Origin of the sequence: Pseudoduganella sp. R-31, from assembly GCF_049913235.1 — a bacterium.
Lineage (GTDB): Bacteria > Pseudomonadota > Gammaproteobacteria > Burkholderiales > Burkholderiaceae_D > Rugamonas.
On sequence record NZ_CP183986.1, the window covers coordinates 3574421 to 3600341 of the forward strand.

A 25921-nucleotide genomic window follows, 5' to 3' on the forward strand; every position below is an offset into this window, starting at 1 on the left:
TTGAGGTGATTTTCAAACCGGTTTGAATTCGTTAAGCTGTATTTATTGTTGTTTCCAATGCAAGAGCAGGCGGGGACATTCATCGTTGCTGTCCCGGCCGCCTAGAATGGATCAGTAATCAGATGAGCGATTTGTCCCACCATCCCTGCCAAGTCTTGCTGGCCGACCAGATTCTGTCGACCAAATTCGTGATCCCCGCCGCCACTGCGCACTTGCTGGCGCGGCCGCGCTTGCAGCAGCCGGAACAAGCGCCGCGCGTGGTGCTGGTCTGCGCACCCGCCGGCTACGGTAAGACGACACTGGCCGCGAGTTGGGCCGCCGCCAGTTCCACGCCTGTCGCATGGCTGTCGCTGGATGCCGGCGACAACGACCCACTGCGCTTCCTGGTGCATTTCATCCGCGCGATTCAAGGCCAATGTGCCGAGTTCGGCAAAGTCCTGGCCGATATGTGTGCCTTGGTTCCACCGCCCCCGATCGATGTCCTGATGCGGCCACTGATCAATCAGCTGTGTGCGCTGCCGGAACGGCTGTGCTTCATCCTGGATGACTTGCAGTTGGTGACTGAGCCGGCCGTGCACAAAGCCATTGCGTTCCTGGTCGACCATCAACCGGCGCGATTGCAGCTGATCTTCGCGAGCCGCAGCGAGCCGCCATTCTCGCTGGCGCGGCTGCGCGGCCAGGGGCAGATTGCGGAATACCGCAGCGAAGACTTGCGCTTCAGCCTGGAGGAAACGGAAGCGTTCTGCAACGATGTCATGCAGCTCTCTTTACCGCATGAGCAGGTCAGCATACTGGCTGAGCGCACTGAAGGCTGGATCGTCGGCCTGCAGCTGGCGGCAGTGTCCCTGAGCCATCATCCCGACAAGGCCGGTTTCGTCCGGAACTTCGCCGGCGACAACCGGCACGTGACCGATTTCCTGCTGGACGAAGTGTTGCAGGGCCATGCCGCTGATATCCAGAACTTCCTGCAGCAAACCTCTGTGCTGGAACGCTTCAATGCGGCGCTGTGCGATGCGGTGACCGGGCGCGACGATAGCCGCGCCCTGATCAGCGAGATAGAGCGGGCCAATATGTTCATCTTCGGGCTCGATGAGCAACGCATTTGGTATCGGTATCACCATCTGTTTGGCGCCTTGCTGCAAAGCCGGCTGCGCCTGGCCGCGCCGGACTCGATCCGGCTGTTGCACCGGCGTGCCAGTCAATGGTTCAGCGAGAACGGTCTCATTACGGAAGCGGTCCACCATGCGCTGGCAGCGCGCGATCACGAATGGGCTGCCGATTTGATGGAGAAGCACCACAGCGAACTCTTTTCCCACGGCCGGATGGGCAGTGCGCTGGCCTGGTCGAGACAGCTGCCGGAGACTGTGCTCGCGCAGCGCCCCTTGCTGTCGATGGTTTGCGCCTGGGGCTATCTGTACCGGGATGACTTGGCCGAGCTGGAACGCCACCTTTGCCTCGTGGACAAGTGCCTGGCCGGACTTCACGACGCGCCTTTCGGCGGCAAGGAGCGCGCGATGCTGGGCCAGCTTGCGCTATTGCGCGGCTGCCAGTCGGCGTACGAGGGCAATATCGACGAGGGCCTTGCCCATCTGGACGAAGCGCAGGCGTCGCTGGCGCCAGCCCGGACCCTGTATCGCGCCGCAGCCGTGGCACGCGGCGTGTTTTACTTTGTCAGCGGGCGCCTGGATGAGGCGCAACGGCTACTTGAGAACAACATCCTGGTCCGGGAAGCGACCCACAACGTCCAGGTGCCAATCACCGCCGCCCTCGCGCTGGCGCGCAGTCATTTGCTGCGAGGCCGACCGTTGGCAGCGAAGCAGATCTACGACAAGACCATCCAAGCCCTGATGGTGTGCGGTTGGCAGGACCTGCCGGCGTGCGGCATGCTGCATATCGGCCTTGGCGAGGTCGCCTACGAAATGAACGAGCTCGTGTTGGCGGAACAGCATCTGGCGCGCGGCGTCGAGATGACTGCGGCCGGGATGCAGTACGCCAATGCCTGGGGCCGGGTGCTGCTGGCGAAGACGCGCAAGGAACTGGGGGCGGCCGTGGAAGCTTGCGACCCCCGGTTCGAGGTCCTGTTGCTACGCTACGCAGGCCGCCTGGTAGTGGAGGTCGCGCCGCTGTCAGCCGTGATTGCGGACTATTGGCTGAGTCTCGGCCAGATGGATGCGGTCCAGCTCTGGAGCGAAGCCGCGCGCTTGCCGCTCGAGGAAGCGCTGGCCCCTGGCCGCGAGGCAGAATACCTCGTGCTGGCGCGCTTTTTCATCCTCGCCGAACGGCGCAACCAGGCGCTCGACCTGTTGGACCGCTTGTGGTATCCGGCTCTGCAAGACCAGCGTCTGGCGGTGATGACCGAGATCCTGGTGCTCAAGGCGATCTGCCTGCAGAAAGACGGCCGCAGCGACGAAGCGATGACGGTGCTGCAAGAGGGGGTCAGCCTGGCCGAAAGCACGCATCTGCTGCGTGTATTCATCAATGAAGGTGACGCACTGACCGGAATGCTTAAAAAGCTGGCGCGCGGCGCTGATTACAAATCCTATGTTCATACCTTGCTTGGTCATATGGGCGCAGATGCCGCCCAGGACTCGACGCAGACTTTCGAGCGCCTGCCCCAGTTGTTCAGCAAAAAAGAAAAGCTCGTCGTCAGTCATATTGCGCGAGGTGCGACGAACCATGAAATCGCCGAGAGCCTGTTTATCTCATTGAATACGCTGAATTCGCACGTGAAAAAAATCTACGTGAAATTGGGCGTGAACAGCCGGCTGCAGGCAGCCGAACGCCTGCGCCAGCTTGGCCTTTCCGATTAGCTTGTCCGCGCCGCCGGACGCACGCGTGGCGCTTGTCAGCATCGACCCGCCTGCAAAGGCTATAGCGCTAGTTCGCTGGCACGGCGTCGAATTCAATCAGCGTGCCGTCGGACCAGCCGTGCTGGTCCGACGGCAGGGACAGCGACAGTTGAGGGGTTGGCCAAGTACGGCGCTCTGTGCGGTCGCCGTCGTGGAATGTCACGGCCTGGAAGGCGAAGGGAGCCCGCACGGATTGTCCGCCATGGCGTCCGACAACGCACCAGTCGCGCTGGCCCGCCATGACCGATAGGGCCGCGCTTTCCCAGAAGCCCAAGTTCTTCTTGAGGATGGCCATGTTAACCTGGCACGCCAACCTCAAGTCTCCGATTCGCAAGACGTGGGATGACAAGCCAGGGGTACGTACTGCGGCCGTCGGCCAGTGCTGGTCGAACAGATCCTGGTGCTTGTTCACCGAAAGAACAGCGTCGTCCGGGTCATACCGGGTAAGACGTGGTAAAACGAAACTCGTCTTTTCCGCGTCCAGCACCAGGCGCTGATCGCCATGTTCGATGACGATTTGAACGTTGTCGAGAGCTAGACCTGGATCGTTTGGCACCAGATGAAAATGCAGCTCGCTCTTTGGCGCCAAATGCCTATGCTCCTCAAAAGCATCCAGGCCGGCGCGGAATGGATCATAGGGCCAACTCGCGGGATTGCGCAGCGCCGTGACGTGGACAACGGCGTCCTGTGCCAGGACCGGGCCACAAGGGCCGCAACTGGCAGCGATTAGAGCAGCAATCAGCAGGGAGGTCAGGCGCATGAAGCAATAGTACTGGCCGATGGAATGCAATTTAATTTGGATGCGATCGAATGCCGATTGGAGCGGACGAACGGTAAAATCAGCCAGTGGAGCAGTTCTATGGGATGCGGAGTTATGGAAGCCATTGCGACAAAAGTCGAAGCAATTACGGACGATGATGATGACCTCTCGTCTTTGTGCATTTGGTTTGACAGAGGGGGGTATATCGCCCTTGCAAGGGAAATGGGTGATCGCGATATCGAGTGCGAATTTCTGGATCAGATGAATGGCTTCAAGCCGAAGCGGCTCGAGTACGAGTTAGAGAAACGGGTACTGCAGTTGACGGTATTCGATGACGAGTACTTTGATAGAGAACGGACGCTGCAACAGTTGAAGGTCAATCTTCCTGAAGGGCTCTTTAAACTTGATCACGTCATCGAATGCCTTGAATCAATCTTTGCCGGGTGTGCGCTTTGATCGTTGATCCTGCAAGTTGCCGAATAATGAAAGGCAAGCTCAAGCCGCTATCACGCTGTAGTCTCCCTGCCGGACCCGATCCAGCATCGTCAGCTGGGCAGGCAGGCAGATGGAGTGCAGGTCATACCGTTCAATAATGGTCTGGCGCGCGCGCAGGCGAATCTTTGTGAACGCTTCGGGATCGGCCAGGACCTGTATTGCGCGCTCTGCGATTTGTTCAGGGGAAAAGAAGTCGACCAAGAACCCGTTGTCGCCATCCCGAATAACTTCTTCCACCGGCGGCGTGCGCGAGCCGATGACTACGCAGCCGCTGGACATCGCCTCCAGCATCGACCATGACAGTACAAAGGGATAGGTCAGGTAGACATGGGCGCGCGACAGCGCCAGGATGCTGGTGAAGTGGGAATACGGCACCTTGCCAAGGAAGTGCACTCGGCTCCAATCGACTGAATCGCCCAGCTCCTTCAACATGACGTCTTTCCAGGAGCCGCCTCCAGCAGGCGCCGCGCCATAACTGACGCCATCGCCGCCGACAATCAACACGCGCGCATGCGGCCGGCGGCGCAGGATCTCGGGCAGGCTGCGCATAAAGCTTGGGAAGCCGCGATGCGGTTCCAGGTTGCGGCCGACATACGTCAGGACTTCGTCGCCGGCCTTGACGGTAATGCCGGCACCCGGAATCTGGTAGCTCGCGTTGGGATTCGGGCGTATGCGTGCCGTATTGACGCCTTCGTGCAGCACGTGCAAGCGTTCGCGATAGGGCTCCGGGTAGAGCGATTGCTGCCAGCGCGTCGGTGTCATGCCGGCATCGGCCGCGTCGAGTGACAGCAGGTTCACCGTGTTGCGGGCACGCAGGCGAGGTGCGGTGTCCGGCGTGACAGGTTCGTCGGGTGCAAAGCCGACGTCGCCCTTGCTGATGTGGTAGAAGTACTCGAAGTAGCCGACCAACGGCACGTGCGGAAATACGTCCTTGAGGAACAGGATCTCGCCCCAGCCGCTATGGCCGACAATCAGGTCGGGCTTGAAGCGGTTGTGGCGAAGCCGCATGGCGACGCGCGCCACTCCTTGCCCATAAAGCACCGCCGATTCTGCGCTGCGCAGGTAGTGGTGGGTCTGGCGGGACGCCCCACGCTCTGGCTGGTAAACCATCGTGCGCACCCCGGGCACTTTCATGCCCTTGCGTTGTGTTATGAAAATGACATGATGGCCGGTGGCTGCCAGGTGCTGCATCAGGTGCAGGAATTGGCCGGGCATGTTCTGGTGGACAAAGATGATATTCATGGCGGCAGCACTTTACACCGAAAAAAAAGTTCATACATCCCTAAATTGTTGCGGAAATCGATGGATATATTGATATGAGGTTGGCGCGGTGCAGGCCGTGGACAACGAAAAATATCAATTGGGAGTGGTGGATGGTTGCAGTAGTTAGCGGTAGCGGTGCGGGTTTGTCGAATTCTTCGCTGGGTTTGATGGGGCAGGGCGGCGTGGCGGGGCGCTGGCCGCAAGGGGCGGCAGGCGAGGCTGGCTACCTGAATATCGCTAACGGTAACCTTGTATTACAGCGGCGCGATGACTTTGTGGCGGCCGCCGGCGTCGACCTGAAAATGGTACGCACCTATAACTCCCAGGGTGCTTTCGACGAAGGCGCCGGGCGCCAGTGGAAAATCGGCCTGCACAAGCAGGTCGGATCGCTGATCGGCACATTGAACGCTTCCGGCAGCAACATCACCCGCCTCGAGGGCGATGGCAGTTCCTCTGTTTTCGTTTTCGACTCCACCAGCGGTCGTTACCTGAACGAGAACGGCAGCCAAAGCCTTGTCTTCGGCTCTTACCAGAAATGGACGTGGCGCGACGAAACCGGCACGGGTCTGTACGAGGTTTATGACGAGGCTCACAATGGCCGCCTGCTGCTGGCCGGGGACCGCGAAGGTGTGCGCCTGAACTACGAGTATGGAGAAAGCGGCCTTGTCGCTGCCATCCGCACGTCTTCCGGCGACACTACCCATTTCGACTACGACTCCAACGGCAACCTGACCCAATACCGAACGGTGACCGGCGATAGCGCACGGGAGTTGATCCGGGTGCGCTACGCTTACGACGGCCTTGAACGCCTGGCCAGTGTGACGACCGATTTGAGCCCGGAAGACAACAGTGTCGCCGATGGCAATACGTACGTGGTGCAGTACACCTACGATGGCGACAGCAACCGCGTAGCAAGCATTGCGCAAACAGATGGCACGTTGGTCAGGATGAGCTACGTGTACGCGGACGATGCGTGGAAGGTTGCGAGTATTACAGATGCGCAGGGCACCCTGGCCATCGAATACAAGCAAGGGCAGACGGTGCTGACGGATGCGGCTGGCAAGGCCGTCGCCTATAGCTTTGACGGCGAAGGCCGCCTGCTGGCAGTCGGTACTCCTGGCAGCCTGCCGCAGGCAAGCTTTGAATACGATGCGAATGGCAACGTGGTTCGCGCAGCTTCTGCCGATGCCGCGACCATGTCTTACGAGTATGATGCACGCAGCCAGCGCGTCGCCATCCGCGGCGCGGACGGCATGCTGGTCCTGCAGCGTGGCTTCGCGCCCGATGGCCGGTTGCTGGCGGAAATTTCATACGATGCCACTTACCAGGCGTCGTTGACGAATTATGTTTACGATGGCGCCAGCAGGCTGGCGTTCGTGGTCGCGCCTGACGGTCAGGTACAGCAATATCAATATGACACTGCGGGCCAACGCATCGCAACGGTCCGCTATCCGGACTCGCGCTATGGCAGCGGCCCGCGCACGGAAACGGCCCTGCGCGCCTGGGCTGCCAATGAAGTGCAGCAAAAGCATGCGGTACAGCGGACGAACTATACGTATGACGTGCGCGGCCTGGTTGCGACCCGAGCCGACGAGCACGGCACAACGTCATTCGTCTACGACCAGGCAGGCCAGCTGCTGCAGGTGATTTCCCCTGACGGCAGCACCACCCAATACACCTACGATGGACTGGGCCGCTTGCTGACGACCACCACCGCCGCTGGCCAGGCAGAAGTGACGGACCTCGATGCCACTGCCAACGTAATGGCCACCTCCTACGACAAGGGCTTGGCGAGCAGCAGCGTGATGAGCGGAGCCGACATGATGTTCATGGGCGCCGTAGCGATGAGTGCGCCGGTATATGCTTCGATCGTCACCGGCACTACCAGCGACGAATCGTTGAAAGGCAACTCCGGCGACGACTATATCAACGGCGGTGAAGGCCGCGATTCGCTGTCTGGCGGCTACGGTAATGACGTGCTGGAAGACGCCTTCGACGCCAACATATTGCATGGAGAAGCCGGCAACGACACGCTTGCGGGCATCAGCGCCTCTGACGACACCCTGTACGGCGAGGCAGGTGCTGACACCTACCTTTACAGCCTCGGATATGGCAACGACATCATCTACGGGCAGCGCAACGAGGATACGTTGCGCCTGGGCGAGGGAATCAGTCCTGCTGACGTGACGTTCGAGCGTTACAGTTACGATAGCCTGCAGCTTGTCATCCGCCAGGGTGGCCTGGAAAGGGGCCGCGTTGCCCTGATGGGCATGGCGGCCGAAGTCACTTCCGGCTCCGGCGGGGTCATGCAGCTCATTTTTGCGGACGGAACAGTATGGGATGCGGCGACGATTCGCGCGCGCGCCCTGATCGGAAGCGATGGGATCGACGACAACCTGACCGGCTACAGCAGCAGCGATTTCATCGCCGGCAATGCCGGCACGGATACTTTGGCCGGCGGCGCCGGAGCCGATACCCTTGATGGGGGGGCGGGTGCCGATTCGATCGATGGCGGCTCCGGTAACGACAGCGCTTTCGGCAACTCTGGCAACGACACCCTTACCGGAGGCGATGGCAACGATATCCTGGATGGCGGCGAAGGTGCTGACGACCTGTCGGGAGGCATTGGTGATGACACGCTCAGTGGCGGCCTTGGCATCAGCGCGGGCGACGACACCCTGAGGGGCGACGCCGGCGCAGACACGTACGTCTATGAGCTGGGTAGTGGCAAGGACTGGATCTACGGCCAGCGCAATGAAGACACGCTGCGGCTGGGCGCTGGCATCAATCCAGCCGACGTCTCGGTGGAGCGAAATGGCAACGACCTGGAGTTGGCGATTCGACAGCAGGGAGTTGAAGTCGGGCGCGTTGTGCTGGTCTACCAGGGATATGACTCTGCCAATGCCTACGACGGCGTCAAGCAGGTCGTCTTTGCCGATGGATCGGTATGGGATGCCGCCTCTCTTCGCGTGCGCACCCTCTCCGGGTCCGCGGCCAGTGAAGCAAGCCTGAGCGGGTATGGCAGCAACGATGCGATCCAGGGCAATGGCGGCAGCGATACCATCTCTGGCGGTGCGGGAGATGACACCATTGACGGCGGCGCAGACTCCGACCTGATCTACGGTGACGCGGGCAACGATTCCTTGCTCGGAAACAGCGGCAACGATTCACTGTATGGTGGGAACGGCAACGACGTCCTGAACGGCGGCCAAGGCAATGACGAACTGAGCGGCGGAGCGGGCGCCGACACCTATGTCTATGAACTGGGTGACGGCAATGACTGGATCTATGGCCAGCGCAATGAGGATACCCTGCAATTGGGGGCTGGTATCAATCCTTCCGATGTCAGCTTCGAACGCGTCTATCATGGTGTCTCCGGCCCCTGTCTTGATGTCGTCATTCGACAGAGTGGTGTGGAAGTCGGCCGTATCGTGCTGTCGAACCAGGCTAACGATTCCGACACCACCAGCGGTGTCCAGAAAATGGTCTTCGCCGACGGCACAGTGTGGGATGCGGCAACGATCCGTGTACGTTCATTGGTCGATGATGCCAACCGCAACAACGGCGAACTGCGGGGATATAACGGCGGCGACATAATCCTGGGCAATGGTGGTGCCGATACACTGTACGGCGGTAACGGCAACGACTTACTGAATGGCGGCGCTGGCGACGACTTCCTTGACGGAGAAGCCGGAACCGACACCTATGTCTACGAGCTGGGTGACGGCAATGACACCATCTTTACCAGGCGCTATGAAGACACGTTGAAGCTGGGTGCTGGCATCAGTACAGGCGACGTTACCCTGGTTCGGCGCGGCAACGACGTAGAGGTGATGGTGCGCCCAAATGGCACTGAGGCCGGTCGCATCCTTTTGCAGGGCCAGGCCTACGACGCTAGCTACGGCATCGGCATCAAGCAGATCATCTTTGCCGACAATACGGTGTGGGATGCGGCGAAGATTTTGTCGATTGCCGCGATTCCACCGGCAGGCGAAACGCGAAATGGAACAGAGTATGGAGGTGTGGTACTCGGCACTCCAGGCGACGACAAGTTGAATGGCGGTGCCAGCACCGATTCCATTGACGGTGGCGCTGGCAATGACAATATATCTGGATATGCGGGTAGCGATTCCTTGCTCGGAAAGCAGGGCAATGACTACTTGTATGGCGGCGATGGCAACGACCTGATCGACGGCGGCGAAGGCACTGATCGATTGTACGGCGACGCCGGCAACGACACGCTCAAGGGCGGCACTGGCTACAGTGATGACACTTTGCAGGGCGGTAGCGGTTCCGATACTTACATCTATGAGCTTGGTGGCGGGAAGGATGAAATTAATGGGCAGCGTGATGAAGATACGCTCCGGCTAGGGATTGGTATCGATCCGGCCGACGTGTCGATCGTGCGAAATGCTGCGAACCTTGAGCTGGTGATCCGCAAAGACGGATACGAAGCCGGCCGTGTCGTCTTGATCAATCAAGCGTCGGACGCAACAACCGACGTAAGCGGTGTCATGCAGGTTCAATTTGCGGACGGCACGTCCTGGGATGCTGCGGAGATCCGGACGCGTGCGCTGACCGGTTCAGTATATGACGACGGCAACCTGGACGGGTACAGCAGCAGCGATTTCATTTCCGGCAGTGCCGGTGACGATCGCCTGTCCGGCGAAGCTGGTGACGATATCCTTGATGGCGCAGCCGATACCGACACCCTGTACGGCCACGCAGGGAACGATGTTCTGCTTGGTGATTCCGGCAACGACTTCTTATACGGCGGCGATGGCGACGATACGCTGGACGGCGGGACTGACACGGACAGGATGTATGGCGACTCCGGTAATGACGCCTTGTTCGGCAAAGGCGGCAATGACGACCTTTCTGGTGGCGACGGCAATGACCTCCTGGATGGAGGGGAAGGGGGCGACAACCTGCACGGTGGCACCGGCAACGACACCCTCGCTGGCGGGACTGGCAACGATTATTTGTACGGGGAGGCCGGCGCCGATACTTATATCTACCAGCTGGGTGATGGAAAAGAGACGATCTACGGCCAGCGCAACGAGGACATCCTGAAGTTTGGCGCAGGGATCTCGCCAGATGATGTGACTGTCGTGCGAAACGACATTCACCTGGAACTTGTGATCCGCCAGCGCGGGATGGAGGTTGGCCGCGTTGTACTGCACTACCAGGGCGCTGATTCCCAATATAGCGAGGACGGTGTCAAAGAGGTGGTTTTTGCTGATGGAACGGTGTGGAATGCCGCGAAGTTAAGAACCCTGTACCTGGCTGGCACAGACGCCAACGATCGCTACTACGGCTATGCCAGCGGCGATTCCATACTGGGTGGTGCTGGCAACGACTTGCTGTCGGGCGGTGCAGGCGACGACCTGCTTGACGGCGGTGGTGACGCCGACAATATCTCGGGCGAAGCCGGCAACGACACGTTGCTTGGGGGCGGTGGCAAAGACATATTATACGGTGGAGACGGCGACGATTCCCTTGATGGCGGAGAGGGCGGCGATTCCCTGTACGGTGGCAATGGCAATGACACGCTCAGGGGCGGCACAGGTTTTGGCGGCGGCGACGACGAGCTGACAGGCGGCGCCGGCGCAGATACCTACATCTACGAACTTGGCGGTGGCAGGGACAAGATCACTGGCGAGCGCAATGAAGATGTCCTGCAACTTGGAATCGGCATCGATCCAGCCGACGTATCGATCGAGCGATACAGCGATAACCTGGACCTGGTCATTCGCCAGGCGGGTTCAGAGGTCGGGCGCATTGTGTTGGTTAATCAAGCTTCCGACTACTATGAATCTGGCGTCAGGCAGGTCATTTTTGCCGACGGCACGGTGTGGAGCGCGGACATGCTGCGTGCCCGGGCATTGATCGGCACGGAATTTAGCGAAAGCAACCTGCGAGGCTACAACAGCAACGACTCCATCGTTGGCAACGCGGGCAACGATTCCCTCTTCGGAGGAAGTGGGGCCGATACAGTTGAAGGCGGACGCGGCAACGACTCCCTGGACGGCGGCGATGGTGACGATTACCTGGACGGCGGTGAAGGCAACGACACGTACACGGGCGGGAACGGGGCAGATACCTTCAACTATGAACTGGGCGATGGCAACGACACGATCTTCGGCCTGCGCAACGAAGATACGCTGAGGCTGGGGGCGGGCATCAATCCAGGTGACGTCAGCTTTGTGCGTCCGATCGACAGCTACAACCTTGAATTGATGATTCGCCAGGGTGGGGTTGAAGTCGGGCGCATTGTGTTATCCAACATGGCGTCCGATACCACAGCCAGCAGTACCGGTGTGAAGCAGATTGTCTTCGCCGATGGTACGAGCTGGAGTGCGGAAACGATCCGGGCGCGGGCCCTGATCGGCACGGAAGCCAATGACCCTAACCTGCGCGGCTACAACAGCAATGACAGTATTGTTGGCAACGGCGGCAATGACTTTATCAATGATCCGGGCGGCAGCGACACGACTGATGGCGGCGCGGGCAACGACACGATCAGCGACGCGGGTTCCGGCAGCAATCTGATATTGGGTGGCTCGGGCAACGATTCCATCACCTACAGCAATTCGTCGAACAATACTATTTTCGGCGGCGCTGGAAGCGACACGGTGACCTTTTATAGTCCCGGCAATTTTGCCTACGCAAACCAGCTTGCCGGAGGCCGCGGGAACGATCGCCTGGTTGGCTCGAACGCGGCGGACTCGTACATGTTCTACCGTGGCGACGGACAGGACACGATCTCCGACTACGATGTCAATGCATATGGAAAAATCGACCGCCTGGTGCTGGGCGAGGGCATTTTGCAAAGCGACATGGGCTTCAGCCGCGTCAATGCCTATGACCTGCTGATTTCAATTGGCGACGCGGGCAGCCCAACCCTGGATACCATCCTGGTCGAAAACTGGTTCAATTCAACTGGCGCCTACCAGTTGGAGCGGATCGAATTTGCCGATGGCGCCAGCCTGTCGAAGGACCAGGTCAACGCGCTGGCAAACGTGCGCAACGGCACGGAGTTAAATGACGGGTCGCTTGGGCCGATCGCTGGCGAGAACAGTGCGACTTATGGACTGGGCGGCAACGACACAATCACTGGCACCTCCAGCGGGAACGACACGATCGACGGCGGCAGCGGGAATGATTCGATCAGCGACTCCGGCGGCACGCGCAATGTGCTCCTGGGGGGAGACGGCGCCGACACGATCCAGTTCGCGTCCACCAGCGACAACACGGTCAAAGGCGGCACCGGAAACGATTGGGTGAAGATTTCCTCGGCTGGAGCCGGACAGGGCAAGACCAATGAAGTGGAAGGTGGCAAAGGCAACGATCGCCTGGAAAGCGGTTCCAGTACCGACACCTACCTGTTCAACCGGGGTGACGGCCAGGATACGATCTACGATTACGACAGCGCGAATGGCGGCGCCACGGACCGCGTGCGCTTTGGCATGGGCATCGCCCCGTCCAACCTGAGTTTCATGCGGATGGGGAACGACCTGGTGATACTCGTCGGTGGCGACGGCAAGCCGGGGCGTTCCGACCAGGTCACCATTGAGAATTGGTTCACGAACGCACAATACCAGATCGAACGCTTCGAGTTTGCAGATGGCAGCTCCATCGCAAGCAACGCTCTGCCGGCGCTGGTGAACTTCATTGCCGGCACCAGCGTTTCCGATACGCTGACCGGCGACTCCGCCAACAACACCATCCTTGGCGGCGCCGGCAACGACAAGATCACCGATACGTCGGGCGACAACAACCTGCAGGGCAATGGAGGCACCGACACCATTAACTTCAGTGGCGGCAGCAATTACGTCGATGGCGGCGCGAACGATGACCAGATCAGCGGTAGCGGTGTGGCCGGCAGCAACAATGTCATTGTCGGCGGCACCGGCAACGACCGCATGGTCAGTGGCGCCAGCAACGATACCTATCTCTTCGCGCGCGGCGACGGCATGGATACCATTGCCGATAGCAGCAATGCCGACCTTGACGTGCTTGAATTTGGCCCAACGATCACGTTGGCACATTTGAATGTTACCCGTAACGCTAACAATCTTGTCGTGCGCGTAGTCGACCCAGCGAACTCCTCCCAGGTCGACCAGGTCACGTTCGAAAACTGGTTTGTCGGTACCAGCAACATCATCGAGAGATTCCGCTTTGCCGATGGCACGGAAATCGCCACCGCGCAGATTGTTGCCATGATGAGCAACGGCTCCAGCTTTGGCGGAATGGGTATCGAGAACCTCGATGCGGGCGCACTGCAGGCAGCAGGCAGCGTCGGTACTGACGCAATGCTGACGCTGGTAAATACCGGCAACGGCAATTTTGTGCTGCGGGAGCAGGATGCAGCGCTGGCGTCGCTCGGCCTGGATGTGAGTCTCGGCCGAACCTATAACTCGCAGTCCCAGATTGGCCTCACTGGCTGGACCAACTGGCAACTGAGCACCGGCAGGACGGTGCGCCTGGATTCCGCCACCAATACCGCCTATCGCAGCAACGGCGATGGGTCCAGCGGTAAATACACTTGGGATGCCTCGATCGCTGCCTATCGCTCGCTGGACGGGCAGGGCGCCTACGACAAGCTGGTATTCAATGCGAGCTTGCAGCAGTGGATCTGGACGGACGGCGCTAGCGGTGTAATTGAAACATATGACGCGGCCAACAATGGCCGTCTTATGAACTCGCGCGACACGAGCGGCAACGTCACTACGTATGCCTACCGGACCGACGGCCAGTTGGACTACATCGCCGGCGCTTCCGGCGAAAAAGTGGTGATGGTATATAACAACGCGGCCCAGCTGATTTCGGTGCGCGTGGACTACACCTCGAACGGCCTGGCGAAGAACAGCACCCGTGTTTATTACGACTACGACGGTCAGCGTCGCCTGACGATGGTGCGTACCGACCTGACACCGGACGACAACAGCATCGCCGATGGCGACGTCTACTGGACGATGTACAGCTACGACGGCGACAGCGGACGTATCGCCCGCATCTCGCAAAAGGATGGCAGTTCCTTGCGCTTGACGTACAAGCAGGACCCCGTGAGTGGCGCATCGTGGGTTGATACGATGACTGATGGCACAGGACGTATGACGCGCCTGGTTCGCGGTGCGGACGGTACTGTTATCGAAGACCCCGCAGGCCACCAGGTCAAGTACACGTATGACAGCGCAGGCAAGCTCGATAAGGTGACCGACCTGACGACCCTTCAATCGTCGGACTACGCCTACGACGCTAACGGCAACATCCTCAGCGTGACCGACGCCAATGGTGTCGTCAATCAATTCGCCTACGACAGCGACGGCAACCAGGTTCTCGACCGAATTGCCGGCGTGCGTGAGATCAGCCGCACTTTCGCAAAACCCGGCCTCGTGCAAACCCAGACGGTTAACGGCGAGACCACCCGCAACGTCTATGATGCCCAGGGCCGCCTGCGCTTCCAGGTATCCCCGGAGGGACGCGTCACCGAATCGCTCTACAACGCCAAGGGCGAGGTGGTAACGACATTCGAATACGCCGGTGAAAAATTCAATGTGTCCACCCTGGGGGCGACGGAAGCGCCGTCGGAGGCCGCGCTGGCGGCCTGGGCTGAAGGGATTGATCGCCGCAACAGCGTGCGCACCGATTTCATCTACGACAGCCGCAGCCAGGTACGATCCTCGACCACCTATGCCGCGCTGGCGGCCGACGGAAGCGGTGTGGTGGATGGCACGGAGTCCGTCCGTCGCTATACCTATGACCAGAACGGCTTGCTCCTGCAAACCATCGACACCAATAACAAGCAGGTCAGCTACAGCTACGACGGCCTTGGCCGCGTCATCGCGACGCTGGATTCTCGTCCGGAGATCGCACAAGCCACGGCAACGGTGTACGACGATGCAATTCGCACGGTAGTCACGACCGACGTGAACGGCAACACGGTCAGCGAAGTCCTCAACCGCGCTGGCCAACTGCTCAGCAGGACCGCCAGCTCGGCCGTGGCAACCGGCACCTCGCGCATTCTCCATGATGCTGCTGGCCGCCCGGTCATGACCGTGGATGCTGCCGGTATGCGCAGTTTCGTCATGTACGATGCCGCAAGCCGCAAGATCGCCGACATCGATGGCGACGGCAGCCTGGTCGAATACCGCTATGGATCGAACGGCCAGCTGACGCATAGCATTGCCTACGCCACGCCGGTCGATACGTCGGCACTGGTCGATGCCGGCGGCAAGCCGGTTGCCAGGACGCTGGCGAGCGTAAGGCCCGACGCGAAAGCCGCTGACCGTCATGCCTGGAACATTTATGACTCCGTGGGGCGCCTGGTTCAGGCTGTTGACGCTCAGGGGGAAGTCACGGAAACCCTGTACGATGCGGCCGGCCATATCGCATCGGTAGTGCGGCACGCAGAAACCGTAGACGCGTCTGCACTGAAACTCACCGATGCGCCGGCTGCATTTGCGCTGGCAACCGACCCGGCCGACAGCGTTACGCGCTACTTCTACGACAAAGACGGAAACCGGCTGGGCGCGCTCGATGGTTCGGGCAATCTTACGGAATTCGTCTACGGCGCCACTGGTGAACTGGTATCGAGCATCGTCTACCGCCAGGCAACCAACACGGCTTTGCGCACGACTGGCAGCCTTGCCGATCTGCGTGCAGCAGTCGCAGCCAGCGCCGTAGCGACGAACTACTTGTATAACGGCAAAGGCCAACAGGTAGGCACGGTGGATGCTGGCGGCACGCTGACCGAGACCGTCTACGACAAGGAAGGCAATGTCTCGCGCAAAGTACGCTATGCCACGACTGTGAACTGGCAGGCTGGCGCAACCATCGCTACCTTGCGCCCTGGAGCGTCCATCGCCGACCGCACCTGGGACTACACCTACACTGCGCTGAACCAGCTTGCGACCGAGACCGCACCTGACAAGACGGTGACCCAGTACAAGTACGACAAGCTGGGCAAAGTCACTTCGGTGATGCGCTTTGCGGGTACCCCTGTAGCCGAATCGGCATTGGCGCGCTATGACGTAGAAGGCCGCCTGACCGCAGAACTGCCGGCCAGCGCAGCATGGCGCATCATTGAAGCGGGCGCAGCTCCCGCCGCGATCGATGCGGTCTGGAATACCTACGGCGTAAGCTACCAGTACGATAATGCTGGCCGCCGCATCAGCATGACTGCGCCGGGCGGAGCGCGTACGCTGTACTTCTATGATACAGATGGCCACCTCGCGCATACGGTCAACACCCTGGGCCAGGTTGTCAGTACGGAGTACAACGCCTTCAACCAGGTTGCGCGAAATGTGACCTATGACGGCGTGATCGATGCGTCGACGCTGGCAACGCTCAACGGCGGCAATGTATCTGCCCTTGCCGGGGTCCTGCAAGCCCTGGCGCCGGTTGCCATCGCCACTCGTACCTTGTACAACGAGGACGGCCAGGTTGCCGCCACCGTGGATCCGATGGGCGCGCTTAAGGCCTATCGCTACGATGTGCTGGGGAATGTGAGCGAGACCTTTGCTTTCGCCACCCCGATCAACCCTGCCATGACGGAAGCCGACATCCTGTCAGGCATTGACGCCGGCAGGTTTACCAACGCCGCACACGACCAGCACCAACGCTTCGTTTATGACAGGGCAGGCCGCCTGGCTGCCACCTTCACGGCGCTGGAGGCCGGGCAGAACGGTCAGCAATGGTCGGTCTCCACTCGCAGCTACGACGGCGCCGGCAACCTGGTCGGCACCACGTCCTTCGCAACGCCGCTCACCCACGGTGCTCCCACGGCAGATCAACTGGCTGGCATGAGCCCTGCCGCAGGCGACGAGCGCGTACGCATTGTCTACGATGCAGTAGGCCGCGTTGCAGCCACGGCGACCGCCCAGGCCTGGGATGGCGACAAATACACCTGGACACTGCAAACCCGGGAATATGATGCCAACGGCCTGCTGGCCGTGCAGCGCACATTGGCAACGCAGATTACGTCGGCCGAACCGAGTGCCGCTGAATTGTCGGCGGCCTCATTGAAGTACAGCATCAACGATGCCATGCAGCGTTTCGCGTACGACGAGATGGGCCGGGTGACGCATACCGCCACGGCGCAAGGCGTGGTGGACGGCGCGTTGCGCTGGGCCGTGTCGAGCGCAGCCTACGACAAGGCAGGCAACGTTACCGAACGCACGGCTTACGCGGCGGGCTTGACCTCCGCCACGCTGCCTGCCAACCCAACGCTCGCCGACTACACGGCCTGGCTGAAGAGTGGCCAGGCCAATGCCACCCGCGACTGCACCACACGCTATGTCTACGATGCCGGCAACCGTCTGCAATACACCATCGGCGCCCAGGGCAATGTCGTCGGGCAGGAATACGATGCACGCGGCAACGTCGTGGCGGTGACGGAATACGTCACGCAAGTCTTGGGTGCTGTACCTGTCAACTTCACGCCCGGTGCGGCGTATAGCGTTAGCCGCACGATCTATGACGCCGCAGGCCGCGCGCAATACACGATCAACGCGGAAGGTGGCGTGAGTGAACTGCGCTACGACGCGCTGGGACGTGTCGCCACGACGATCGCCTACGCAACCCCGATCTCGGCGGACTTGTTGTCGGGAATGAATAGCGCCAAACTGGTCGGCGACTTCATCAAACTGCACCTTGATGCCGACAACGACCGGACCAGCCGCAACGTCTACGACAAAGACGGGCGTGTGAGCTTCAGCATCGATGGCAAGGGCTATGTTAAGGAAATGCGGTACGACGCCCTGGGGCAGGTGACCGATACCTACGCCTACCAGGACCAGATGACCCTGTCCGAGGCCGACCAGACGCTGGATAAACTGGCAGAGTTTGGCACCGCGCAGATCGCGGCTGGAAAGAGCCGTCACGAATCGTTTGATTACGATTCGCAGGGCCATCTTGTGCGCTCGACCGACGGTGAGAAGCATTCGGAGGTCTTCCATTACGATGGCGCAGGCAACAAGATCTCCTTCACCAACAAGCTTGGCAAGGAATGGATCTATCGCTACAATGCAGCCGGCCAACTGATGGAAGAAGTGGCACCGCCGGTGCAGGTAATGGGCAACGATCATGTCACGGCCAACGTCTCGCTGACGACGCGCCTGGATTACGACGCGTTGGGCAATCTGGTATCGCGCACAGAAGCCGCCGGCGTGGCTGGCTACGAGCGCACTACCAGCTATCGGTACGACCTGGCCGGGCGGCAGGTGAAGACCATCCTGCCGCGCTTCAGCATTTACAATTCTGCTGAAACGCCTTCCACCGAACAGGATGCCGGCATGGCGGAGATGGACTCGGGTGAAGTCGCTGTTACGGTAACGTACGACCTGATGGGCAATGCCATTATGAGTCGGGACGTCGGCGGCGGGATCAGCCGCAAGGTCTATGACCGCATGGGCCGCGTGAAGTACGACATCGATGCGAAAGGCCAGGTCACTGGATTCGAGTACGACGCTTTTGGCCAGCAGACGGCGTTGACGCGCTATGCAGTGGTGCCGAACTTGACGGGTAGTGACTTCAGCGAAGCGGACGTCAAGCAACGCCTGGAAGCGCTGGATCACAGCCAGGATCGCACGATCAAGACCAGTTACGACCGCCTTGGCCGCGTGGCTACCGTTGCCGAGCCGGGCAGCTACGTCTTCGATAACGTGAATGGCGCGCCAGGCTACCGCATGCTGGTGCGTGTCACCGCCAATGAGTACAACGCTTTTGGCGAACTGCGCCACAAATTCGTCTACGGTGCAGATCCCGCAAACATCAACGCAAAACTTACCACGCCAAGCGAAGAACGCTACTACTACAACCAGCGCGGTGAGCGCATTGCGCAGTTCGTAGCGGAAGACGCAGCACGTGGCTTCCTGACCACGACGGAATACAGCGCATTCGGCGAAATTGACAAGGTCACCGAGTTCTCCAACCGGGTCAATGCAAGCTCCATGACCGATTCCGCCTTTGGTGCCGCGGACGTGAGCGAACAGGACCGCGTGACCAGTTATGACTACGACAACGTCGGCCAGAAGACCGCCCAGACACGCCACAATGTTGACGTTGGGGCGTGGGCGAACAACGCCATGGCGACTGACCATGTCCTGGTGACCACCCGCTATGAATACGATGCCGTCGGCAATTTGCTCTCAACCAAGGATGCCAGCGGCGCCGAGACCCGTAGCTACTACGATGCCACGGGACACGTGGCCGCGATTACGGTCAAAGGAAGCAAAGACGGCAAGTTGGCACTGACCACGTTCGACCGCGACGTCTACGGCAATGTGGTCAAGCAGACTGCGTACGCCACGGCAGCTTTTCTGGACGCGGCCGGGAACTACATTGTCCCCGCCTCGGATAGCGCAGATCGTACTACCTGGACGACTTACAACATCAACGGTCATGCCATCGCGCAGACGGATGCTGAAGGGAAGACTTCCTATACCTCGTACGATATTTATGGCCGCGTAGCCAAGCAATGGCAGAACGTGACCAGCATGTTGTCGGCCAGTGAGTCCTTTGTGCGGACAACCTTCACGATCACACAGTACGACCAGCTGGGCCAGGTGCTGAAGGTCATCACCCCGGGTGTTGCAGTAAAAGCAGAGAACAACCAGGTACTAAGCTCAATTGAGTTGAGTGCGCCGAATACTGGTTATCCCACCCTTGCGAGGGAACTATCTTCCTCGTATACCGGAACCAATAGGGTACGGTTGAATTATCCGGACCTGGGTAATGGGCCAGTCAAAGTCGAGCTGAATTACAAGACGAAGATGGGCTATTTCCAGGAGGCGAGAGAGCAGGGCGGTGTGGCCCCGCCCAACTATGTCGAAGAAGGTATCGACCGCGTCAAGGTGCTGGAGGAGACGGAAAATGGACCAGGCCTCTGGACGCCCTTGTCTGGAACTACAGGTGTCACCGTTTCCTGGAGCGACTCTTCCGAAGCCTTTGGCGGTATTGAATCTATCAACAGCGTTAAGGTCTATATCCGTGACGGGCAAGGCCAGTGGGTGCTGAAATATGACAGCACAGGTACGGACCCATCTCGCGCAGCTTCGGTTACCGATCATATGCGCGGCGATGTCGGCACGACTGTCAACGAGAACGAATTCAATGCCTTCGGCGAACTCGTAGGCAAGAGCCTCAACGGAACCCTCTACGAGACTGCCTCGTACGACAACGCCGGCAATATGTGGCGCACCAATGCCGGCGACCGGGTCGAAAAGGTTATGTTCTATAACGTGGCGGGCCAGATGACGGTCCAGATCCGCAGCGCAAAGGACATCGACCTTAAATCGTACGATTCCGCCAAGGCTGTAGCGGAAAAACTTGATCGCAACCTGGATACAGCCAACGGTATCATCCGTAACGAAACCAGCTATGACCTGATGGGCCGGGCTGTCAGCCAGACCGGCACCGCGCACGGCACAGGCGCTCCCGCCAACATACCCGCAAACGGTTCGGTCGTTAATGCCAGCGTTTCTGCGGAGGAGAAGGAAACCTCTCGGGTTGCTTGGAGATATCATTCTCCTGACGGTTCGGACATCGTCGAGGTAGACGGGCCGAACTGGAGCTACTACTGGTCAGGCAGCAACGTCGTTAACGTCGGATTCACCCTGCCGGATGGCCTGGGCAGCGGCGATATCAAGATCGAGGTCTCTTACTACAACGGTGGCGTTTCACCGCTGGATCGCGGCACCAGCTTTGCAGAGCCAAGCTCGCCGACATTCGAGCAGATTCTGCGAGTTGACCAATTGCCTGAGCCCGATAAAGATAGCGGCGTTCGGCACACTACCCTGAGTATGTATGGCTGGCCGTCAATCGATGGATGGAACGCGGTCCGCATCTATAAGAAGGACGTGACCGAGGGCTGGGTGCTCCTGAGTGAAAACAAACAGGTAGACAACCCTCAGGCCGCACGCGGCGGGCCATACGTGACAATGCCGATGCCTGCCGATGGCCTGGCGACGCCACGCATGGAATACACGCTGCCAAACGGACAGCTTGTCTCGTCGAGTGGCGGCCAGGTCCACAACTTCGGCGACCAGGCCCTGTTCGATATGTCAGCGGCGCCTGCAGGTCAGTACGATGTCCGCCTTTACTACACCCCACAGACAGGGACATCGGAGATACTGAAGGAAACCGTCCGGGTGCTGGTCACCATCGATGATGCGGGCAAACGCACTGTCAAATACCTTGGCAGCACGGCCGGACCGGTCGAGCAGAATGTGCGCGCCACCAGCATGCAGCGCCTGGATCGCTGGGGCAACGTGCTGGAAGTGACCGATCCCCGCAATCCCGACTGGTTCATCCGTTATAGCTATAACGACAATAACCAGATGGTCAAGCAGGAGGCAGTGGACAGTGCCCTTGGCGAAGTGCGCTATCTGGGCGAAACCTATTTCGATGAAGCCGGCCGCGAAGTCGGCCAACGGGATGGCCGCCTTAACCTGCAGCGCAAGGTCTATGACGCCGATGGCCAGCTGGGTGAAGAACATCACGCCGACGGTGGCCTGATCGAGTACAAGTACAGCATGTTTGGTGACCGCACCGACATGTTTACCTTTACCAGTGCAGACCGAAGCGTCCACACCCAATACGCCTATGATCACCTGGCCCATTTGAGCAAAGTCTCCAACTTTGCCGAAACCTGGCATACCTACGAAGACAGCAATGGCAGCTTGTGGGCTGGACAACTGAACGCAGAAGGCGAAGTGGCCGAGTCGTATGCATACGATGAGCTTGGCCGCCGCACGGTGACCACGGACGGCATGAACGGCAAGCGTGTGGTGCGTTACGACCACGCCGGCAATATCCTGGCCGAAGTTGACCAGGTAGGCGTGACCACCTCCTACGCCTATGACGCCTTTGGCCACAAGACCGCCATGGTGATGATGGACGACGGCGGCCCGCGCATTCAGTACTGGGAGTACGACCCGCTCACCGGGCGGCTTGCCTCGCATACCAACGGCGGTAACGTCAGGACGACCTACACGTACACCGGCCTCGGCCAGTTGGCGACACAGACTTCGCCCGAGCGCGGCACGCTGCCGGGCCAGAACCTGAAATACACCTATGATGGCGACCGCCTGATGCGGATCGACGACCTCACCAACAACAAGGTGACCAGTTACGCCTACGACCTGGCCGGCAACCACCTGCGCGAAAGGACGGAAGCAGGTGGCCGGGTGGTGCAGAACAATTCCATCGAATACGACCAGCTGGGCCGTATGGTCCACGTCGGTGATGGCCGTTTCGACCTGCAAATCACTTATGATGCGGCTGGCAACAGGGAGACAGTCCGCACGACGTACACGAACGACAGCGGGCAGGAAAACGAGCGCTGGGTAATGAACAAGTTCGATGCGATGAATCGCCAGACCCTGGTCGATGGCATAGTCACGTTCGAACTCCTTCCAGGGAACACGCGCCAGATTGCCCAATTTGGCCAGGGCAGCCACGAAATCACTTACGACTGGGCCGGCAATCGTACCAGCGACAAGTACTACGCCTCGAACGTGGTGGCCACCGAACGCTTTGAATATGACGGCGCGGGCCGCTTGCAGAAGACCTTCCGCGATGAAAACCTGATCGACCTGCGTTATTACGATGGCGCAGGCCGCGTGGTGCGCTCCGGCGTCGACGCAGGCGCGACCTGGGGCTGGCTGATGGACGAATGGAAGCTGGCCAAGGAATACCGGATCACCGAATACGACGCCGCAGGCCGCATGACGCGCCAGAAGATGCGCGACCTGGGCAACAACGCCCTGGACGACATCTTCTTCAAGATGGTTACCGGCTACGTGATCGACGGGACGCATATCGGTTACAGCAAGGCGGGCAACCTGCGCGGCTACATTGTCGTGCCGCCCAACGGCGGCCCGGTCACGCAGTTCACAACGGACTACCTTTGGTTTGATACGGCGAAAGAATCGCTCGCGTCGGCGCGCAACGCAGATGGGATCTCATACACTACGACCCAATACGACAGCAATGGCTTCGCCGTTAAAGTCATTGAAAAGCCGGACGACGCAGAAGAGAAGTCCCGCACCTTCATCAACGATGTCAACGGCCAGATGTTGATCAGGAATGACGGCGGGCTCGATACGTACTCCTTGATCGTCAACGGCCAACTGCTGGGCCGCAGCAAGGTGAACGATTACGACGCCAGCTTCGTCAACACCTACCAGCCAGCGACCGCCAGTGGCCTGTCGGCGCCGCCAAGCGCCTACGTGGTGCGCGGCAACGGCGAGACGCCATCGAGCATCGCGCAAGCGCTTTGGGGCGACAGCAAGCTGTGGTATCTGATCGCCGATGCCAACGGCATGGCAGGCGATGACCAGCTCGCTGTCGGCAAGACGCTGCGTATTCCAGCGCGCGTGAATACGGTCCGCAACGACTACCAGACCTTCAAGCCGTATGATGCGGCCGATGCGGTTGGCAACACCACGCCTGCAATGCCGATCCCAGCTGCCCCGGCGGGCAGCAAGGGATGCGGTGTGGTTGGGCAAATTGTCGCCGTTGTTGTGATCGTTGTCGCGACCATATACGGCCAGGAGTGGGCAGCGAAACTTGCAGCCGAGGCGGCGTGGACGGGGGCCGCTGCCACTGCGGCAAGTATGGCGGGGGCGGCGGCCGGCGCGATGGTCGGCAGTGCCATCACTCAAGGCGCCTCGGTCGCCATGGGGTACCAGTCCAAGTTCAGTTGGAAACAGGTCGCGGTTTCCGGTATCGGTGCTGCGATCACTGCTGGGATGAGCGGAGTGGGCGAGGGTATTGCCGGCGCAGCGATGAGAGGTGCGTTGAGCAATGCAATGACACAAGGCGTCAGCATCGTGCTGGGCCTTCAGAACGGATTCAAGTGGCGCGGGGTCGTAGCAGCCGCAGTCGGTAGCGCAGTGGGCAAGGCCATGGGGGATGGGCTGAACCTTAATGATAAAGTTGCCGTCGCCCAGATGGATTGGGGCGAGCGATTGTTCAAAGCCTCTCTTGTCGGATTTGCAGCGGGGACCGCAACCGCTGCTATGCGTGGAGGGAAGATAAGCGTAGCTCAGGTGGCGACAGATGCATTCGGCAATGCAGTCGGGTCAAGTCTGGTTGAAACAATGAACGGCAGCGCGCGACGTGCTCAGATAGCCGAGGATCAGATGCGTTCGGGACGCGAAGACGCTGAAGCGGATTTATATCGGTGGACTAAGCAACAAGAACAGGCGCCGGCGCCGTTAACGCCAATTAAACTGGGTCAGTATTTAGATGCGCTTCGCTCAGGCGGCGATCTGAGAGCGTCATTGGATTCTGACGTAGAAGATGACGAGAAGTTCATTCCCGGTGGTGGGGGGCGTTCAGCGCCACGACCAATGAATCGAGGCCCATTGTCGGCTCAATTTGAGTTGGCGATAAATGGGCGGGCACACAGTCTCGCAGAGGCGCTTTCGGACATTGATCAACTTGGTGACTATGCTCAGGCCAAGAATGACATTGCCTTAGTTGGTGAATGGACACGACATTTACAGCGTGGTGAGTTTATTGAGAAAGTCCGACAAGAATTATCCAGCGATGGTTACAATGCCCCTGACCTTGGAAAACGTTATTTGCCTGCGCTCGACGGTTCGAGCAGGCGAATAGAGGTGCCAGATTTTAGTGCCTCGGTACTTGAAAATCATATCGAGTACAGCCGGCTCGTAGCACTAGAAAAGATGGGGGCGATTGCACTCAATAGCGATCTTTCGATCAAGTTCATCGGGAATAGCGGGCATACGCCTGAAGCCTTCAGGGCAATGCTGCAGAAAGAGTACCAGTCGGCAGTTGACATGGGACACACAATTGCATCGCAACAGTTGGAACGGGGCGAGTTGTTCGTGCCGTATAGCTATTTCAAGGATCGCTATACCGCTGAACAAATCGCGAAAGGCGGAGCAACAGATCGATTCGCAAAGACTGCAATGGAGAAGGTGCTTGCTTTTTATGGTGTCCCAGATGGTCCATTTAGTGTCGTTTCGCTCGACAGGCACTTTTATCGGTACTCTGATCCATCGACGTATAAGCGTCCTGATCTCCTAATGCGCTTTGGAGTTCAAGATATTCATGTTTTGGACGCCACACTTGGAGTTAAATCTGCGTCAACGCCCCAGGTTAGTGTTACGTTGAAAAACGGTGCAAGTTCCTGGACCAATATTTCGCCGAACCAGCCCGCAAGTACCATTTATAGGAAGAAATAAATATGTCGGAAACAAAGCTCAAAAAGGCCCTTACGGACTACGCCGGGGAATTGACATATATGAGTTTTACCGCTGACCAACCGGAAGGAACGTCTATGTTCAGTCACGAACAGAACCGCGCAAGCTGTGCGGCAAAGTTTGAGACTCTAAAGTCATGTTGGAATCGCGACACGCAGACAATTGAACGGCTAGAGGTGCTAACAAAGAATGCGATTAATTACTTTGCTGCGGCCGAATTCCACGAAGGTCGACTAACAGTAAAGTCAATCGAAGAGATACTCTGGGGCATTCGCACTGGGAATCGCGAGACTTGATCCTATGCCAGGCAGTCA

5 protein-coding genes are annotated in these 25921 nt (G+C 59.4%); 3 read left to right on the forward strand and 2 right to left on the reverse strand.

What is annotated here, in order from left to right; translation table 11 throughout:
* The first annotated feature begins 230 nt into the window (after positions 1-230).
* Positions 231-2810, forward strand: a complete 2580-nt coding sequence (locus ACN9MY_RS16400) for a LuxR C-terminal-related transcriptional regulator (protein WP_426335763.1) — start codon at positions 231-233, stop codon at positions 2808-2810.
* A gap of 67 nt (positions 2811-2877) precedes the next feature.
* Here ACN9MY_RS16400 and ACN9MY_RS16405 read toward each other — a convergent pair whose 3' ends face one another.
* Positions 2878-3639: a hypothetical protein gene (locus tag ACN9MY_RS16405; protein WP_426317940.1), complete on the reverse strand. Its 762-nt coding sequence runs from the start codon at positions 3637-3639 to the stop codon at positions 2878-2880.
* Positions 3640-3645: 6 nt separating this feature from the next.
* On the opposite strand from ACN9MY_RS16405, the gene ACN9MY_RS16410 reads away from it, so the two are divergent.
* Positions 3646-4065 carry a hypothetical protein gene (locus ACN9MY_RS16410; protein ID WP_426317941.1) on the forward strand — a complete coding sequence of 140 codons (420 nt, stop codon included), beginning with the start codon at positions 3646-3648 and terminating at the stop codon, positions 4063-4065.
* Between the two features lie 39 nt (positions 4066-4104).
* Here ACN9MY_RS16410 and ACN9MY_RS16415 read toward each other — a convergent pair whose 3' ends face one another.
* Entirely contained in the window at positions 4105-5346 is a 1242-nt protein-coding gene (locus tag ACN9MY_RS16415) for a glycosyltransferase family 4 protein (RefSeq protein ID WP_426317942.1), read from the reverse strand.
* A gap of 131 nt (positions 5347-5477) precedes the next feature.
* Here ACN9MY_RS16415 and ACN9MY_RS16420 point away from each other — a divergent pair, with 131 nt between their 5' ends.
* Positions 5478-25589, forward strand: a complete 20112-nt coding sequence (locus ACN9MY_RS16420) for a calcium-binding protein (RefSeq protein WP_426335764.1) — start codon at positions 5478-5480, stop codon at positions 25587-25589.
* Positions 25590-25921 lie beyond the last annotated feature (332 nt).

Bases quoted from the DNA above. Each gene is read 5' to 3' on its own strand.
- ACN9MY_RS16415 (WP_426317942.1), bottom strand. From the start codon at position 5,346: ATGAATATCATCTTTGTCCACCAGAACATGCCCGGCCAATTCCTGCAC.
- ACN9MY_RS16420 (WP_426335764.1), top strand. From the start codon at position 5,478: ATGGTTGCAGTAGTTAGCGGTAGCGGTGCGGGTTTGTCGAATTCTTCG.